This window comes from Methylosoma difficile (assembly GCF_054657615.1).
The window spans coordinates 177,744-194,453 of the sequence record NZ_BAAHYJ010000002.1 but is presented as its reverse complement, the minus strand read 5'-3'; the positions used below and the strand labels follow the sequence as shown (position 1 = coordinate 194,453).

At 48.5% G+C, this 16,710-nt stretch carries 18 protein-coding genes; 2 read left to right on the top strand and 16 right to left on the bottom strand.

What is annotated here, in order from left to right; translation table 11 throughout:
- Nucleotides 1-63 precede the first annotated feature (63 nt).
- From ACYQ1O_RS06330 to ilvA, 5 genes are all read right to left on the bottom strand, one after another.
- Entirely contained in the window at nt 64-729 is a 666-nt protein-coding gene (locus ACYQ1O_RS06330; RefSeq protein ID WP_459990814.1) for a TolB family protein, read from the bottom strand.
- Nucleotides 730-883: 154 nt separating this feature from the next.
- The gene (locus ACYQ1O_RS06325) at nt 884-1,357 is read right to left on the bottom strand and encodes a hypothetical protein (RefSeq protein ID WP_459990813.1); all 474 of its coding nucleotides are present in this window, start codon (nt 1,355-1,357) and stop codon (nt 884-886) included.
- 137 nt (nt 1,358-1,494) lie between these two features.
- Nucleotides 1,495-2,238: an HNH endonuclease gene (locus tag ACYQ1O_RS06320; RefSeq protein ID WP_459990812.1), complete on the bottom strand. Its 744-nt coding sequence runs from the start codon at nt 2,236-2,238 to the stop codon at nt 1,495-1,497.
- A 185-nt stretch (nt 2,239-2,423) separates the two neighbouring features.
- Nucleotides 2,424-2,684, bottom strand: coding sequence for a DNA polymerase (locus ACYQ1O_RS06315; RefSeq protein ID WP_459990811.1), 261 nt, complete (start codon nt 2,682-2,684; stop codon nt 2,424-2,426).
- An 87-nt stretch (nt 2,685-2,771) separates the two neighbouring features.
- A complete protein-coding gene (gene ilvA / locus ACYQ1O_RS06310; protein ID WP_459990810.1) occupies nt 2,772-4,298 on the bottom strand; it encodes a threonine ammonia-lyase, biosynthetic in 1,527 nt (508 codons plus the stop codon).
- A gap of 87 nt (nt 4,299-4,385) precedes the next feature.
- On the opposite strand from ilvA, the gene rpiA reads away from it, so the two are divergent.
- Nucleotides 4,386-5,039 (top strand): ribose-5-phosphate isomerase RpiA, encoded by a 654-nt coding sequence (gene rpiA, locus ACYQ1O_RS06305; RefSeq protein ID WP_459990809.1) that lies wholly within the window; start codon nt 4,386-4,388, stop codon nt 5,037-5,039.
- An 88-nt stretch (nt 5,040-5,127) separates the two neighbouring features.
- On the opposite strand, the gene gspD is transcribed toward rpiA, so the two are convergent.
- The 11 genes from gspD to gspE are packed head-to-tail and all read right to left on the bottom strand — an operon-like array spanning nt 5,128 to nt 15,560.
- On the bottom strand, nt 5,128-7,362 hold the full coding sequence (gene gspD / locus ACYQ1O_RS06300; protein ID WP_459990808.1) for a type II secretion system secretin GspD: 2,235 nt from the start codon (nt 7,360-7,362) through the stop codon (nt 5,128-5,130).
- A gap of 16 nt (nt 7,363-7,378) precedes the next feature.
- On the bottom strand, nt 7,379-7,981 hold the full coding sequence (locus ACYQ1O_RS06295) for a hypothetical protein (RefSeq protein ID WP_459990806.1): 603 nt from the start codon (nt 7,979-7,981) through the stop codon (nt 7,379-7,381).
- On the bottom strand, nt 7,978-8,568 hold the full coding sequence (gspM, locus tag ACYQ1O_RS06290; protein WP_459990805.1) for a type II secretion system protein GspM: 591 nt from the start codon (nt 8,566-8,568) through the stop codon (nt 7,978-7,980). Before gspM ends, ACYQ1O_RS06295 begins: the two co-directional genes overlap by 4 nt.
- Nucleotides 8,555-9,670: a PilN domain-containing protein gene (locus tag ACYQ1O_RS06285; protein WP_459990804.1), complete on the bottom strand. Its 1,116-nt coding sequence runs from the start codon at nt 9,668-9,670 to the stop codon at nt 8,555-8,557. The genes gspM and ACYQ1O_RS06285 overlap by 14 nt, the downstream gene beginning before the upstream one ends.
- Nucleotides 9,645-10,658 carry a type II secretion system minor pseudopilin gene (locus ACYQ1O_RS06280; RefSeq protein ID WP_459990803.1) on the bottom strand — a complete coding sequence of 338 codons (1,014 nt, stop codon included), beginning with the start codon at nt 10,656-10,658 and terminating at the stop codon, nt 9,645-9,647. Before ACYQ1O_RS06280 ends, ACYQ1O_RS06285 begins: the two co-directional genes overlap by 26 nt.
- Nucleotides 10,658-11,347: a prepilin-type N-terminal cleavage/methylation domain-containing protein gene (locus tag ACYQ1O_RS06275; protein WP_459990802.1), complete on the bottom strand. Its 690-nt coding sequence runs from the start codon at nt 11,345-11,347 to the stop codon at nt 10,658-10,660. Before ACYQ1O_RS06275 ends, ACYQ1O_RS06280 begins: the two co-directional genes overlap by 1 nt.
- Nucleotides 11,348-11,349: 2 nt before the next feature.
- The gene (locus ACYQ1O_RS06270; RefSeq protein WP_459990801.1) at nt 11,350-11,769 is read right to left on the bottom strand and encodes a type IV pilus modification PilV family protein; all 420 of its coding nucleotides are present in this window, start codon (nt 11,767-11,769) and stop codon (nt 11,350-11,352) included.
- Entirely contained in the window at nt 11,756-12,208 is a 453-nt protein-coding gene (locus ACYQ1O_RS06265) for a GspH/FimT family pseudopilin (RefSeq protein ID WP_459990800.1), read from the bottom strand. Before ACYQ1O_RS06265 ends, ACYQ1O_RS06270 begins: the two co-directional genes overlap by 14 nt.
- 10 nt (nt 12,209-12,218) lie before the next feature.
- Nucleotides 12,219-12,647, bottom strand: coding sequence for a type II secretion system major pseudopilin GspG (gene gspG, locus ACYQ1O_RS06260; protein WP_459990799.1), 429 nt, complete (start codon nt 12,645-12,647; stop codon nt 12,219-12,221).
- Between the two features lie 19 nt (nt 12,648-12,666).
- Nucleotides 12,667-13,878 carry a type II secretion system F family protein gene (locus ACYQ1O_RS06255; protein ID WP_459990798.1) on the bottom strand — a complete coding sequence of 404 codons (1,212 nt, stop codon included), beginning with the start codon at nt 13,876-13,878 and terminating at the stop codon, nt 12,667-12,669.
- Nucleotides 13,878-15,560, bottom strand: a complete 1,683-nt coding sequence (gspE, locus tag ACYQ1O_RS06250; protein ID WP_459990797.1) for a type II secretion system ATPase GspE — start codon at nt 15,558-15,560, stop codon at nt 13,878-13,880. The genes ACYQ1O_RS06255 and gspE overlap by 1 nt, the downstream gene beginning before the upstream one ends.
- A gap of 703 nt (nt 15,561-16,263) precedes the next feature.
- Here gspE and ACYQ1O_RS06245 point away from each other — a divergent pair.
- Nucleotides 16,264-16,659, top strand: coding sequence for a hypothetical protein (locus tag ACYQ1O_RS06245; protein WP_459990796.1), 396 nt, complete (start codon nt 16,264-16,266; stop codon nt 16,657-16,659).
- The last annotated feature ends 51 nt before the right edge of the window (nt 16,660-16,710 follow it).

The window sequence follows — 16,710 nt, the reverse complement described above, 5'->3', positions numbered from 1 at the left end:
TGGTAATGCTCGCCAAAGCCCAACCACTACCAACTAAAACATGATATTTGGCAAACACGAAACCTACCGATTCTGTGCGTTTTTTCTGAATTCCAGAGCTTCTTTACTTTCACCCTGACCAATTTCTTTGAGGGGGTTTCCATTAGGAGAAATAAGCCATAAATATAAATCCCGTCCTAGGCTATCACCATCTTTATCGAGTTTTATAAGTGCCTTATCAACGAGAAGAAAGCCGTTATATTCGCCTTTATTAGAGATTACCTCAAGTGTTACGCCGTCAGTAAGAAATTGAATTTTTTTAGTGTCAAGCTCAATTTTTTGAATCGAGCCTGATGTTGCCCAAGCTGCGCTAATGAAGTAAATCGATCGGTTGTCTGGAGAAAAACGAGGGGATTCAAAGCCCGCAAGCGTTTTTTCTATTTGCGCATCCTCTTTTCCCCTAACTAATAAGTCAGCCTTTTGAGTTTCAAGATTCAGCAACCAAAGCTCTGTGGCCGATACATCACCTGAACCAGTGCTAACAAATAAATTTAGTGTGTCCCGCACAAAAGCAATAAGTTTTCCATTTTGGGAAAGGCTTGGAGCATAATCTTGACCGGATGTTGTCACTTGGACAACTTTATCCTGATTGTCTTTAAAATAGACATTCCCATTTTTTGTGAAGACTTCCTGTGCCCATAAATGGGTAGATGCCAACAAAAGGGCGATAATTGACCATCTTATTTTCATCAAATTTTCCCGTGCTTTTGTTGCCCAACGTTAAGTTCAGCGGCAGGTTTTAAGTTGCAGTTTTGTGGAATAATGAGCGAAGCGAACCACAAAACTGCAACTTAAAACCTGTCCAGTGGAGGCGCGCAGCGCCGGAACGAGCTGCAACGCCTTGTTAGGCATGTTTTTTAAGTATGCGCCGAAGCCTACTTGTGTGCCTTTTAACTGCCGCCCAATTCCATAAAGACGGTGGGTCTATTTCACGGTTGGTATGTTCCCATTTGATGGCTCGAGCTTCCGAGTTTGCGTTCACACTCGAGGGTAAGCCAATTTCTGTTGATGCTACTTGAATTGATATTAATCCCCAGCCTTCCCATGTATACCTGAATTTGTGATTCGGAACTTTTAAAGGATTAAGTTCAATTTTCCTTTTAATTGCTTGACCTTCCATATCTGGGTAAACAACATATATATAAGCAAGTCCCTTAGGTAAAGCCAATTTATGTTTAATGTAATTAGACAATTCTGACGAAGAACTAAAATAAATCGGCTCTAGATCATATTCCGAATACGCTTCAACAACCTGCGGGTTTTCAACAACAAATACAGCCTCTGCTAAACAATCAATTCCACTCTCAGAAATTTGCATATTCACTATTCTTCATATGCCTAACGTTACGGTAAAAGGGGCGTGCCGCTCTGAGAACTTAAGCGAAGCCACCGAACCCTGATTTAAAACCATGCGCCAAACACCACTACGGGCGGCTCGTCCATTTGACTGACTTGTTATGTGCTATCCCTGCTACCGACCAAATGCTGCTTCAATTGCTCTACCGTCAATGCTGGTTGAGTTTTGTGGATTATTGCATGGCAATTTGGACACACAGGAATTAAATCTTTCACTGGATCTAACTCATATTCCTTTTTAATTTCAGACAAAGGAACAACGTGATGGACATGAATATAATTCTCACCAATTGCGCCATAGAACTTTTTGAAATCAAAGGAACAAACTACACAAGCGTAACCATGGTGTTTAATGCACTTTGTTCTGGCTTCGGCATTTCGCTCATAAGTATTGACTGACACTTTTTTGGATGCGCCCTCAAAATAATACTCCGGTGAAGCCACCTCTTCGGGAAGTATGCCTCTGATTGTATTATCAGTGGCATACCAGTTCTCTCCAACTTTTGCTAATGACTTAGAGCTTAAAGTAGGTTCAAAATCTTCTATTTTCGGGGGGCTATTTTCATCTTCTACAGCATCTGAGCGTTTCAGTTTCATTGGAAAAGTTTTTAATTGATACCCTTCCTCTTCAATCAGTCTAATGTGTTCTCTCGACTGATTGTAACCGAGCGGTTTCCTACCATTGCGAGGAACTTGCCAGGCTTCACTGAAAATAAGTCCATCTGTGTAGATGTCCCAAACCCCAAAAATAATTATTTTTTCTTTTTCATTTATGAATGACCAGCTCCACTGCCAATTACTGCATGTGGCACCTTGAGATTCAATGAATTGCTTTCGACTCATGCTAATAACTGATCCTACACATAACGTTAAGTAAACACCTTTTCAGATGTCATAGAAAACTCAAAAAACGGCGTATATTTTTACCCACAATTTTTTGAATCAAGAACATAACAGCTTAGTTTTCTGTTAACAACCTTTTTACCCAAAACGCTATACACCTAAAAAGTGCTGCGCTAACTATACAGTCATAATCTCCAAAAAATCCAATGTGCCTCATCCCAATTCCCACCTACGCAGGCATCCACCAACAACCGCGCAGCCAATTCCACTGCCGCGCACATTAGTACGCGTATTTTGGCGATACAGTCTTCCAAACAATCCTCGGCAGTTTCAAACGCCAGTTTGTCATGCACCTGCATAATCATTTTGGCGTTGGCTTGTACGGTTTGTAGCCAGCGAGGTTGGTCGCAATAACCATCGGGTATTGCGCCGAATTTAAATCCCATAAAGGCTCCAAAACCAATTGACCCGTGTTTTTTTGAATTCGACCAAAACGGTTTTTTGAACCTCTAAAACAGCCACGACATCAGGCTTTATTTTGCTGCCCCACCCGAAAACAAACGGTATGCCGGATTGAAAGTTTCTTCTTTATAAACAAAGCCTAAGTCTTGCAAACATTGCTGGAAAGCGGTTTGTTCGGCGGGGGCAATCTGCAAGCCCATCAAGACTTTGCCAAACGCGGCGCCGTGGTTGCGGTAATGGAACAGGCTGATGTTCCAGCGCCCGCCCAGCTCGGTCAGAAATTTCAACAGTGCGCCGGGGCGTTCAGGGAATTCAACGCTGTAGATGATTTCGTTCAGTTCGCAAGGCGCGTGTCCGCCGACCATGTAGCGGATGTGTTCTTTCGCCAGTTCGTTGGCGGTCATGTCGGTGATGGCGAAGCCGTGCTGCTGCAGTTGCCCAATCAGGGCGGCGCGGTCCGCTTCCAGACCGCTGCTGGAAACACCGACGAAGACTTGCGCGGCGGCGGCATCAAAATAGCGGTAGTTGAATTCGGTAATACTGCGTCCGCCCAACAGTTTACAGAAATTTAAGAAGCTGCCCGGCACTTCAGGAATAGTGACCGCCAATAAGATTTCCCGATGTTCGCCGACTTGGGCGCGTTCGGCAACATAGCGCAGGCGGTCAAAATTGATGTTCGCGCCGCTGTCGATAGCCACCAAGGTTTGCCCTTGCGCTTGTTCGCGTTCGACGTATTTTTTTAAACCGGCAACCGCCAACGCACCGGCGGGTTCGGAAATGGAGCGGGTATCATCAAAAATGTCTTTGATAGCGGCGCAAATTTCGTCGGTGTTGACGGTAATGACTTCGTCCACGTAGCGTTGCGCCAAGCGGAACGGTTCCTCGCCCACTTGTTTGACCGCCACGCCATCGGCAAACAGGCCGACTTGTTCGATGATGACGCGTTCGTTGGCTTGCAGGGCGCGGTTAAGGCAATCGGCATCGTCGGGTTCAACGCCGATGATTTTGATGTCGGGGCGGACAAATTTGGCATAGACCGCCACACCGGCAATCAGACCACCGCCGCCGACGGGAACGAAAATGGCATGCAAGTCGCCGGTTTGTTGGCGCAAGATTTCCATCGCCACAGTGCCTTGTCCGGCAATGACATCAGGATCGTCATAAGGGTGGATGAACACGCGCCCACTTTCTGCTGCCAGTGCGTGGGCATGTTGATAGGCATCGTTATAGGCATCGCCAAACAAGACCGTTTCTGCGCCCATGGCTTTGACGGATTTGATTTTGATTTCCGGCGTGGTGGTTGGCATGACAATTAAGGCATTGATACCTAAGCGTTTGGCGGCTAAGGCCACGCCTTGGGCGTGGTTGCCTGCCGAGGCGGCAATAACGCCGCAGCTGCGTTCGGCGGCATTGAGCAGCGACATTTTGTTGTAAGCGCCGCGCAATTTGAACGAGAACACCGATTGCAAATCTTCGCGTTTTAAGTAAACGTGGTTGTTGAGGCGTTCGGAGAGCGAGCGGGCAAAGTCCAAAGGCGTTTCGGTGGCGACGTCGTAAACTTTGGCGCGGAGTATTTTTTCTATGTAGGTTTGCGGCATTTGCTAAAAAATCGGCTGAAGAATGTGTGTTTCTGGGTTATTATCGCACACCCAATTTATGACTTTACTGAAATTACGGTAACTACTATGACCCAAGACGAGTTAAAACAAAAAGTGGCTTTTGCCGCCTTAGACTATATTAAAAATGTGCCTGTCATCGGCGTAGGCACAGGTTCCACTGTCAACCATTTCATCAATTATTTGGCAGACATGAAAGGTTCGATTGATGGCACTGTGTCCAGCTCAGTCGGCACTACCGAGCGTTTGAAAAGTTTGGGCATTCCAGTATTGGACTTGAACGAAGTCGGCGAATTGGAAGTGTATGTTGACGGTGCTGACGAAATTAACCCGAACAAACAATTGATTAAAGGCGGCGGCGCGGCGTTGACCCGTGAAAAAATCATTGCTGCCGCCAGCAAAAAATTTATCTGTATCGCCGATGACAGCAAACGCGTAGACGTGTTGGGCAAATTCCCGTTGCCTGTTGAAGTCATCCCCATGGCAAGAAGCTATGTGGCGCGCGAGTTGGTGAAATTGGGCGGTCAGCCCGTTTGGCGTGAAGGCTGCGTGACCGATAACCACAACCACATTTTGGATGTCCACAATTTGACTATTTTGGAACCCATTAATTTGGAAGCCGCTATCAACCAAATCACAGGTGTGGTTGCCGTCGGCTTGTTTGCCGCACGCCCTGCCGATGTCATCATGGTTTGTAAAGGCGAAGAAATTATTACTTACTAAGCGGTGCTGGGTGTAAACCCGATCTTGGCTTTTTAAAGACTAAGGCCCTTCAGGTTTTGAAAACCTGAAGGGCCTTTTTTTATGCCGATTAACGACGGTAGTAGCTGGTGGTGGGGCGGGTGTCGTAAATGCCCGTCAATTTGCGTTTGAATTCATCAGAAATCAGACGCGAATCCTGTTTGCTTTTCACCACCCGTGGGGTAATCAGCACCACCAATTCGTTGCGGTCATTTTTACGTGTGGTTGAACCAAATAACGACCCCACCCAAGGCAGTTCTTGCAAAAACGGAATGCCATTTTTTGTATCGGTGTCGGAGTTGTCAATCAAACCACCCAAAACAATGGTTTCGCCATCTTGAACGGCGACCGAGCTTTCAATCTCTTTCTTATTGATGGTGGCGGTACTAGTAACGCCTTGGCTTTGTTCGACCACGTTACTGACGATTTGCGTGATTTCCATAATCACCATGCCATTGGCGTTGACACGCGGTGTGACTTCCAGCGTTACCCCGGTGTCTTTGTATTGTATGGAAGCCGTTTGGGCTAAGGATGCGCCATCGGTACTGCTGGAGATGGGTACAGAAGTGGTGCTGGTTTGGATAGGCACTTGGTCACCCACGTTAATTTTTGCTTCTTGGTTGTTCAGCACCATTAATGAAGGCGATGAAATGACTTTAACGTTATTCAGATCCGATTGCGCGTTTAGCAAGGCTTTAACTGTGCCGGAACTGTAGACGGTACTGAGGCCACCTGTTGATGCGGCTGCGGCTGCGGCAGCTACCGATGTTAATCCGGTTGAATCGGCCTTGTTGCTGCCAATAGAAGAGTTTCTGTTGGATAAATACCAAGAAATACCGTATTGCAAATCATCTTTCAACTTGACTGAAACAATGGTGGCATCAATCAGCACTTGTAGCGGCAAGATGTCCAATTGTTTGATGATGGGCAAAATCACTTCGTACTCGCGCGGTGTGGCAACGACTATGATGGAGTTGTTGGCCTTGTCGGAGATGATCCTGACGTTATCAACATTGGAAACTTGCACATCGCCGCCCGTACCGGACGAAGAACGGCGGCTACTGCCACCAAGCGATGCGCTTTTTTTGCTTCGGCTGGACGACAACGACGAGCCGGTACTGGCATTGGAACTGCCGCCTGCCGCGTTATTACCGGTATTGCCGGCATTGCCAGTGGCGTTGTTATTGCTGGCAGATTTATTGGACAACTGGCTAGAGCGTTGGCCTGGCGAGACTTTTGCCGAACTGTCGCGTTTTTGGGTGCCGGTAAAAATTTCGTTTAAGGTGTCCGACAATTCTTCAGCATCGGCATGTTGGGCTCGGTAAACATAAACGCCGCCACCGGTTGCCGAACTGGCTTTATCCAAGCGATGCACCCAGGTTTCAATATCGTTTAAATAACGTGCCTGATGGGTAATCGCCATCACGGCGTTCAAGCGTTCAATGGCTATAAAACGGAAAAATTCCGATTCATCGCCTTTGCCGTCTTTATCAAAAACCGCTTCCAGTTCTTCAATAATGGTGTCGGGTTCGACATGGGCCAATGGGAACAGGCCAAATGAACGGCCTTTGAGCACGTCAATATCGAAAGTGGCCACCATATCCAGCACCCGTGCGATTTCATCGGCGGTGCCGGAAGCCACCAAGATGTTGCGTGCGCCATCGACAGTTAAGATGGTTTTTTCGCCCACCAAGGGTTTGATGACTTCAACAATGTCCTGCACGGCAACATTACGCACCGGCACGACACGGGTTTGGTAACCAGGTTGGCTGGTTGAGGTGATGTCGGAGGTTAGCAAGGCATCGGAAGCCGGTTCGATATGATAAATTTTTCCGACTTTGACCAGCGCGGCATTGTTCATCCGCAACACCATTTCCAAGGTGGGCAGCAGCTCTTCTTTGGCAAGCGAGTGCGTGGTTTGTAAAGTGACTTTACCAGTCACTTTGGGGTTGATGACGTAACTTTCACCCATGATTTCGCCTAAGATGGTTTTGGCAACTTCGGCTAAATCCGCTTCAAAAAAATCCAAGCCGTAACTGCCCGTTTTGCTGGCATCGACTTTCCGGTAGCCAGGGGTGTTGGTGATAAAACGGTCGTTGCCAGGAAACAGTTCGCCTTTTAAAGGCTGGGCGGTTTTGCTGGTTTTATTCTGGGTGTCGATGTTTTTATAGGTGTCCGACGCTTTAGCGACAGGTTCCAGCGGCAGAAGACGGGAAGGTCTGGGGCTTAATAGTTCACAGCCGGTAAGCGTTAAACCCATCGTGACCAAGCACGAGGCGGTTGCTAGTTTTTTTAAGGTTTTCATAGAGGCCATTGTCAAGTCAGTCTTCAATAAGTTCTTCTTCAGGTTGAATGTCGGGCGTTTCCGGTTGCGGCTCTGCGCCAGGTGGCGGTATGGCAGGCAAGTTGGGCTGCGTTGTCAATTTGGGTTTGGCTTTAAATAAAGGCAGTTCTTTTTTGTTGTCGGCAAGCGTAAGGACGACTTTATCTTTGGTAATTTCCGCGAGCTTCCAGCCATCTAGGTTGCCGTCAAGTGTAATACGACGAAAGTTGTCTTTAGGCACTTTGGTGGTGGCACGGTTAAATAACGCGGCGGGACCTTTGGGGGTAAAGTAGACGCCACTGAGCTGCCAGTCAAAATTAGCCTGCACAATGGCGTTTTGGCTGGAATCGGTTGCCGTTTCTGGAACGGGTCGGCGGCCTTTAAGAAACAAGGGGCGGCTGACCAATTGGTCATAGTTTTCTTCGTTAGAAGCGCTTAAGTCTAAACTGGGCATTGCCGAGGGCGCTGTGTTTTTGATGTTGCTGGCTTGGCTGGATAAAGCCGCTTCCCGGCTGTGCATGGCGAACAGCCATTCCACCGTGATTATCAAGACTAACGGCACGCAGACGGCGAGCAAAAGACTGAGGAGTTTGTTGTTCATTCGGGCTTTTTCCTCATGAAGCTGACGGCTTGGAAATTGACGCTCAGCGAATTGCTCAGCTCCAATTGGCGCGTGACAGGATTGCGGGTGCCACGTAAAGGACGCAGGTCAATTTGGTCGATCACAATAAAAGGTGCCGTCGTTTCCAAAGTGTGTAAGACCGTGCGCAGGACTTCGCTGTTGGCAGTCATTCTGACCCTGACATTAATGCTGTCAAAATCGAGTTTGTTGTTGGTCGATGGCACGACTTGCGTACTGCTCAGCTGACCGCCGGCTTCTACAATGGTTTTTTTCAGCAATTCCTGCATTTCTGCCGAAGCTAGGGCATCGGTCTCTTGGTTGATGAAATAACCTTGTTGGTCTTGCTGGCCTTTAAGGCTCTCAACAGCAGCCATGACGGTGTTTTTGGTGGCTAAAATGCGTTGGTACTGCGCCAGTTTAAACTCCAAAGCTTCTTTTTCTTCGCTCAGCGCCAAATACTCACCGACTAAAGGCACGAGTACCGCACTGCCAAAGATGGCCACCACCAGCACCAGCAAACCGACTGCCAGCCAGCGCTGCTTTTGTTTGTCGTTATTGTTTTGCATCAGGGTTTCCGGGTTTGGTGACATCGACAGTAATTTGGAAGCGTTCGAGCTTGCTGATGTTGTCTTGGGTGACGGGCGAGACAAAACGGGCATTGGCGAACAATTCGGAGGCTTCCAAGATGGAAATCAGCGTCGATGCTGAAGGCGATTCACCTTGGATTTGCAGATGCCCATCGGCATATTGGGCATAGGCCAGCCAAGTGTCGTCTTTTATCAGCGTACTCAATTCGTTAAGCATTTGTACCATGGGCGGCAAGGCGTTTTTGTGGTCGATGAGCTTTTGGGTTTCATCGGCAGCGGCACTGACTTCGGATTGCAAGGCTTTGATATTTTTGGCATCTTTTTCAATGTCTTTAACTTTTTCTGCCAAAACCTCAACCGTTTGGCTTTCCAGCCAGATAGGCAAAATCAGCGTGCCTGCAAACAACAGCAACAGCAAGGCCAGCACGCCGGAGTAGATCAGCTGCGGCGTTTTGGCAACTTTTTGCCGGAAGGCGTCGGGCAGCAGATTGTAGTGGTGGCGGTTGTCGTCCAAGTCGTTGGGCTGGTCGCTGCAATCGGCAAATACAGGAGCAATGCCCAGCTGTTTGAGGTCGTCGTAAAGGCCATCGAGCTGTTCTTTGGGCGTCATCACCAATAACACATTGATTTGCCCGTTTTCATTGTGGCTGTTCGGCAATGGTTTGACGGCAAAATAGACTTGCTCGGCTTTAAATGGCGAGTATTTGTCCAGCTCGTAACTGACCACTTGCGCAAGGTTTTCTTTAACCGCGGATGGTAATGTTAAAAAAGTGTGGATGGCTTCGTGCTTGCCAAGCCTTAAGATGGTCGTGGCTTTTGCCAAGCGTTCGTCTTTTTCCAGCAAGTCTTTATACTGCGCCACACCTAATTCATTGCGCTCCAGCAAGGCCAAGGTTTCGGTGTGCTGATGGTTGTAAAAGCTTAAGGCCAAGTGGTTGTTTTCGGCGCTGATAATCAAATAGCCTTGCTTGTCATTAATAAGCCGTTTGATGCGTTCAGGCACAAGAAAACCCAGCTCGCGCTGCCACCAACGGAAAAAGGCTTTAACATCCAGATCAATTGTTGAATTTAGGTTCAGCATATTGTTTAACTAAAAAATCATCCATTGCCTCGCTAAACAGCGAGGTGTCCGTTGTGGCGTTACGCTGCCACTGTAAAACCGTAAACGGCATTGTTCCTGCATTGGCTTTGCTGACGACAACGTTGACGGTTGCGCCAAGCGGCGGTTCGTCATCGGTATCTGGATCGGTGCGGTCGGCAATCCAGATGGCTTCAGCCAAAATACTAATAGTTTCTGTTTTTCCGCCGCCTCCTTGTTTCGCCGATTTGACCGGAAAAGCGGGGGCTGGCAGGTCATTTCTGGCACTGTCCAACCTTGCCAATAAATAATCATTCATTTGCCCAGGGTCGATGTTGCCTAAAGTTTGCAACATTTCCGGCGCGGCTTTTTGCAAATCCACTTGAGCAAGCCCCGAATGCACGGTGGTCAGTGGCTCCAGCCAGCGGTAAAGGTCCGTATTCATACCCATGACCCAATTCAATTCCGCTTGCGTTTGGAACGGTTGGTTGGCGGGTTTGTAAGGCAGCCCGGCTTTTTCGTAGTCTTCCTGTTCGGCGCCGTTTAAATGGGTCAGGTCATCGGCATCGCGCCAATCGATGATTGCTCCCACCAATTTGTCTTGGTCTTCGCGCTCTATGGGCGCGGTTTTGAACAAAGCTTGCAAGACTTTTTCATCGGCAGTGTTCAAATCGACTTTGCCCGTTTCCGATTGCAAGCGAATCCTTACCCGCCATTCGCTGATGCCGTCAGCGCTCGGGTAGAGCATTTCGTAAAGGCTTCCGTCGGTGCGCCAACGTTTTTTGCTGTCGGGGTCTAGCAGCATCAGTTCGGCGATGGCGATGCCCGATTCGGCGACCGCCGCCGCTTGGATGTTGTCTTTTTCGCCCGCGACAATACTGGCTTCACGGCGCATACTTAAGGCAAAGCTGCCACCCATAATGGTCATCAGGCTAAGAATCCACAGCACCAAAACCAAGGCCATGCCGGTTTGCCGGTTGCTACGCAACATTATTGGCTCGCCTCGCCTTCAGTTTCACCATCACTATTTTCCTGCCCCGCCAGTTCGGCTTCGGTGGGTTGGCGGGTGATTTTCATGGCGATTATCATGTCGGGCCAACTATCGCCGTTAGCCATCGTAATGTTGATTTTTACCAAGCGCGGCAATTCAACTTTATCCAGCCATTCGTCTTGCCAAGTGTAACCGTTGCCGGTGACAAGGTCGGTACCAAAATACGACAGGGAAATGTCGTCAACATGGTTGAGCAAGATGACCTCTTCGCTGGGTATCGCCGGGCCTTTTTTAGCGGGGGCGATAAAGGGCGTTAGCTTGACTTGCAGGTAACGGCTGTCTTCATCTTCCTTACGTTCGATGGTGAACAATTGCAAACCAGTTTTGGCGGCGCTTGCCGGAAATGCCGATACAAAACTTAACCGGTGCCGCCCGCCTTGAAAGGCGAATTTGCTTTCTGACGGCTCCAAATTGTTAGTGAGCGGTTCGGCGGTCGCCAAATGCCGCTTAAAAAATTGGTAGACCACGGCGGTTTCGTTGACGTTGGCAATTTTGCGTTCGCCTTTTTCCCAGCTGTCCGCCCCAGTTTTTAAGCTGGCAAACAGCAAAACCACCATAATGCTCAGCAAGGTCATGCCAATCAGCACTTCCATCAGTGTAAAACCGTAGGCGGCTTTGGACGTTTGCATGTTTATTGGACTTTACCGAAGGCTGGCTGGCTGGCTAAACGCAAGGTTTGTAAATCCAATCGCCGTGGGTTTTGTTCGTCTTCACCCCATTCCACCGCAACACTGATTTTAAACAGCTGCACCGTGCTGAGCGTCAGCGGGTTGCCGTTGGGGTTAAAATCAAACGGCTCAACGGTGACTTGCCAACGGTATTTGTCCGCTTCAGTGCCTTCGCTGCGTTGTGCCGCCAAATCGGTTTCCACGCCCACTCTGTCCAGCAAAGATTCGGCAATCTGCATGGCGGCGCTGTAATCTTCGGCGACTATCGCGGTGTTGACCCCACCGGAAAATATCCGCAGCAGAATGCCTAGCGATAAAGCCATAATGGAAAAGGCGATCAGGATTTCTAATAAAGAAAAGCCTTGTTGCTTATTTGCTTTCAAGTTCAACGTGACCGGTCAACCAATTTAAATCAATTTGCCTGATGGCTGCGCCACGGGTCAGGGTGATCCTGCCGCCGGTACACGAACCATCGGGAAAAAACCGCACATTCGCTTGCGCTTCGCCGGTCAATTCGCTTTCGGCGGTGACGAGGGTCAGTTCAATGTCAGGGTCTATGCGGTAGTTTTCGTCACGGTTGCTCAGCTGGTAGCTGTTGTCGTCCAAATCGAAAGCCAGCGTGGTTTGCTGCCGTGTCATCAAAGCCTGACCACGGGCATAGCGCAAGGCCGAGACCATATCCCGCGCGGTGGCGTTCAGTTTTGCGGTATCCGTTCCCGAAGAAACACTGAACGCCAGCGCAGTAAACCCTAAAATCATAATAAACAGCACCACCAGCAATTCAATCAGGGTAAAGCCTTGTTGTTTTCGGCGGGCTGTCATGTGGGGTGGCTTATTGCCAGCTGACCAAGTCTTGGTCTTCGCCTTCGCCGCCTTCTTTACCGTCCGCACCTAGCGAGTACAAATCGAATTTGCCGTGTTCGCCGGGTGATACGTAGTGGTATTCCTGTTGCCAAGGATCCAGCGGCACTTTTTGTTTGCGCAAATAGGGGCCGTTCCAAGGTTTGGAGCTGTCGGGCGATTCAATTAATGCGCTTAAGCCTTCTTCGCTGGAGGGATAACGGCCTAAATCCAGTTTGTACATATCTAAAGTGGCGGCGAGGTCTTCAATTTGCACTTTGGCGGCCTTGGTTTTCGATTCGCCCATGTGTTTCATGACTTGTGGGCCGACAATGCCTGCCAGCATGGCGATAATGCCCAAGACGACCAGCAATTCGAGCAAGGTGAAACCCGTTTGTTGTGTTCTGATATTTTGTTTCATGGTGGTTAGGTATGTTTAATTAAAAAGCCAAGTCGTTAACGCTTAAGATTGCCAGCAGAATTGACACGATAATGCCGGCAATCATCAGCCCCAAAGTAATAATTAAAGCCGGTTCCAGCAACGCCAGCATCCGCGAGATGGCGACGCGCAGCTGTTTGTCGTAAATGGTGGCGACGCGTAGCAGCATTTCTTCTAGGCGACCGGTTTCTTCGCCCATTTTTATCATTTGCATCGCCATTTTAGGGAACAGGCCTTTGTCCAACAAGGCATCGGACAGGTGTTTGCCTTGTTTAAGCTGTTCTTCAGCCTCTTGGATGGCGGCGGCAATGACCAAGTTGTCAACAGTTTCGCGAACGATCACCATTGCCGAAATAATGGAAACACCATTACCCAGCAAAGTTCCCAGCGTACGGCTGATGTTGGCGGTTTCTTGGTTAAGGAATATCGTGCCTAACAAAGGCATTTTTAAAAAACGGCCATCCCAGACGATTTTGCGGCTGGCTTCTGCCATCTCGTAACGCATAAAGCTGGAGATGCTGATAACCACCAACAATAAGGCCCACCAATAAGCTTGCAGCCATTCGGCAAGGCCGACCACGATTTGTGTCGACACCGGCAAGGCTTTGCCGGCGCTTTCGAACATTTCGGTAAACTGTGGCACGACAAAAGTCAGCATGATAAACAGCGAGGCCAATGACATCACCAGCAAAATAGCGGGATAAATCAAGGCGGTACTGACAGTGTCCTTGAGTTCTTGCGAGCTTTCCAAATACTCACCCAGCCGCGCCAGCACTTCACCCAAGTTGCCACCGGCTTCACCGGCGCGGATCATGTTCAGATAAAACTTGCTGAACACGCCAGATTGCATTTCCAAGGCATCGGCAAGCGATGTGCCGCTTTTGACTTTTTCCAGCACTTTGCCAATCAGCTTGAGCAAGCGTTCATTGTCATCCGCCAATTCTTTTAACACCAGCAAAGACTTGTCTAGCGGCAAGCCCGATTCCAATAAGGTTGCCAATTCGCCGGTGAACAAAATGATTTCTTTTTGCTTCAGCTTGTTTTTGCTTGCGCCCAAACCTAAAAACGAACGCGGCGAAGCTGGGCTGACTTTAATCGGCATATAGCCTTCCGCTTGCAAGGCGGCGACCAGCTGCTTTTCGTCGGCGGCATCACGGACGCCGTCTTCGGTCTCGCCCAAGGTGTTGATGGCTTTGTAGGCAAATAAAGTCATTAGCTTTCGGAGGTCACACGCAAGACTTCTTCTAAGGTGGTGATGCCTTGGGCAACTTTCTCCAAGCCATTTTCGTACATGGTCGTCATACCTTCGGCAATGGCGAGTTTATGGATATTACCGGATTCTTCGTGCGCCATAATTTGTTTGCGGATGGGATCGGTCATCGGTAAAAACTCGATAATGGCTAGGCGCCCGCGATAGCCTAAACCGCCACAAGCTGGGCAGCCGACCGGTTTGTAAATAGTGGTTCCGACCGGCACAAAACGCCTGAAGTGTTCATCTTTCAGCAAGCTATCGGCAGGCGGCATGGCTTGTTTGCAGGCGGTACAGAGTTTTCTGACCAAGCGTTGCGCCAAGATGCCGTTAACAGTGGAGCTGAGCAAATATTCTTCCAAACCCATGTCCAGCAAACGGGCAATACCACCGGCGGCATCGTTGGTGTGCAAAGTCGATAACACCAAATGACCGGTCAAGGCCGATTGCACAGCAATTTTTGCCGTTTCCAAATCGCGCATCTCACCAATCATGATGACATCAGGGTCTTGCCGGACGATGGAGCGCAAAGCGGAAGCAAAGGTCAGGCCGATTTGCGGTTTGGCTTGGATTTGGTTGATGCCTTCCATCTGATATTCGACAGGGTCTTCAACCGTGATAATTTTGCGCTCGGAGGTATTGAGCTGTTTTAGCGCCGCATAGAGCGTGGTGGATTTACCGCTACCGGTCGGCCCGGTGATGAGGATAATGCCATGCGGTTGCGCCAACACGTCAACGAATTGCTGCAAATGGCGTTCGGAAAAGCCCAGGGCGACAAAATCGAGTACCGTGCTTTCCTTATCTAACAAGCGGATCACCACACTTTCGCCGTACATGGTAGGAATGGTGGAGACCCGTAAATCCAGCTCTTTGCCCAACATTTGCACTTTGATGCGCCCGTCTTGCGGCAAGCGGCGTTCGGCAATGTTGAGCTTCGCCATGATTTTGATGCGTGAAATCACCGCTGCGGTGGATTTGACCGGCGGCGCGTCGATGGCCTGCAAGACACCATCTATGCGCAGCCGCACCTTAAGGCTTTGCTCAAACGGTTCGATATGAATATCGGAGGCTTTGGTTTCAATGGCCCGCTGCATAATCAGGTTGACCATCTTGATGACCGGCGCTTCGCTTGCCAAGTCTTTCAAGTGTTCCAAATCTTCTTCGCCGCCTTCGTCCAAAACCAAGTCATCGACGATTTGGTCCATTTGCGATTTACCTTCGCCGTACTGCATTTCCAAGGCGCTGTCGATTTCGGAAAGCAGGCCGACTTTGACGCCGATGTTTTTGCCGGTTGCCAAACGCAAAGCGTCAACCACAAAGTCATTTTCAGGGTCCATCATCGCCACTTGGCAATCAGCATCGCTTTGGGATAGGCCAACAACGTGGTAATGCTTAAGAAAGCGCAAGGAAATGGCATCGGGAAGCTGGCTTTCCAACGGAATGTCGCTGGCTAGGATGCGTTCAAACTGCCCCGATTCGACAAAGGCATCGGCGACATCATGCTCGGAACACAACCCCAATTTAACCAGTAAATGCGGCAAGCTTTCGGAAATGGTGGTTTTTTTCACGCGTTCCACTTTTTTTAATTCCGAAGCCGACAGCTTGCCTTTTTCCTGAAGGTTTTTTAGCAAAGATTCATAAGCCATATGCGTTTTGATTTATCCGTAAGGCAAGGTGCGGTTGACTGGCAATCTGTTTAAAGCCTTCTATCATGACAGTTTTTAAGCGGGATTGCCATTTATGCAGCAAGCTTTATAGGGGCATTGCTATGCGTTGGATCCTTTAAAAATAACATGATTGAATGAAATTAAAAACAGGTGATTTGCCATACTGTAGTGTGTGATATGCCCTAAAAATCGGTTTTATCCGCAACAAAAAGCCCAATTTAGAATAACTATCAATTTTCGTGCCATTACCTTGTTTTTCAAGTTTGCTAAAACGGCATAAGAATTGACCAATCTCTTTCATAATTTCGTGGGACTTAAATGGCTTTTTTGAATAGGTGCTTGATCCTATGTGGTTTGGTAAATGTTAAGGGGTAATATAAATCAGTGCTTTCACAAGCCTGACATCGGTAGCCGGTGGTTTCTTCTGCTACCCTATGATGAATTATCTATCATCACTATAAATTTAACCGCTACTCCATTTTTTACGCCTTTGCATCGGTAACTTATTTTTCTAAAGGCTTTTTTTGATAATGACCAAATGCATTTGGGCTACGGTATATTCGAAAGGTTTTTCCTAAACAGCCCATCCAAAGCTACGATCATTTTTTGATTTTCCTAATAAAGACTAAAATAGCTGATCAGTAAAACAACAATTCCAACCACAATAACAACAGGGGCAAGCATGAGTTATAAAACTCGTTTAATCAAAATGGCGGTCAAATGGACACCAAAATCAATGGTCGTTTGGGTAGCCAACAAAGTGCTTAAGGGCATCGCCGAATTAAGCGACTTTAGTGTCGATCTGGACACCCGCAAAGTCTATGCAAAAACCACGCTGTACGGGGAATCCGAAGCGATTGAAGTCTGGCTGGAAGACTTTTCCATCAGCACTGACGGGGAGTCTTATCATTTCAACCTGCAACACGCTCGTTCTAACCGCCCTTGGTTAACCAATATAATGGCGTATGTTGTGGGCAGGGCTTGGAAAATTCCAGTGACCCCGCAATTGCAGGCTTACGTGGCGTTGGTTGCTGATTTGCTGAAAGCCGAGCAACCTGTCGTTGAAGAGATCGCTTAAAGGTTGTTATCCGCGCTGGACTGGCATCAGGTCCAGCGCATCCCTATCGCC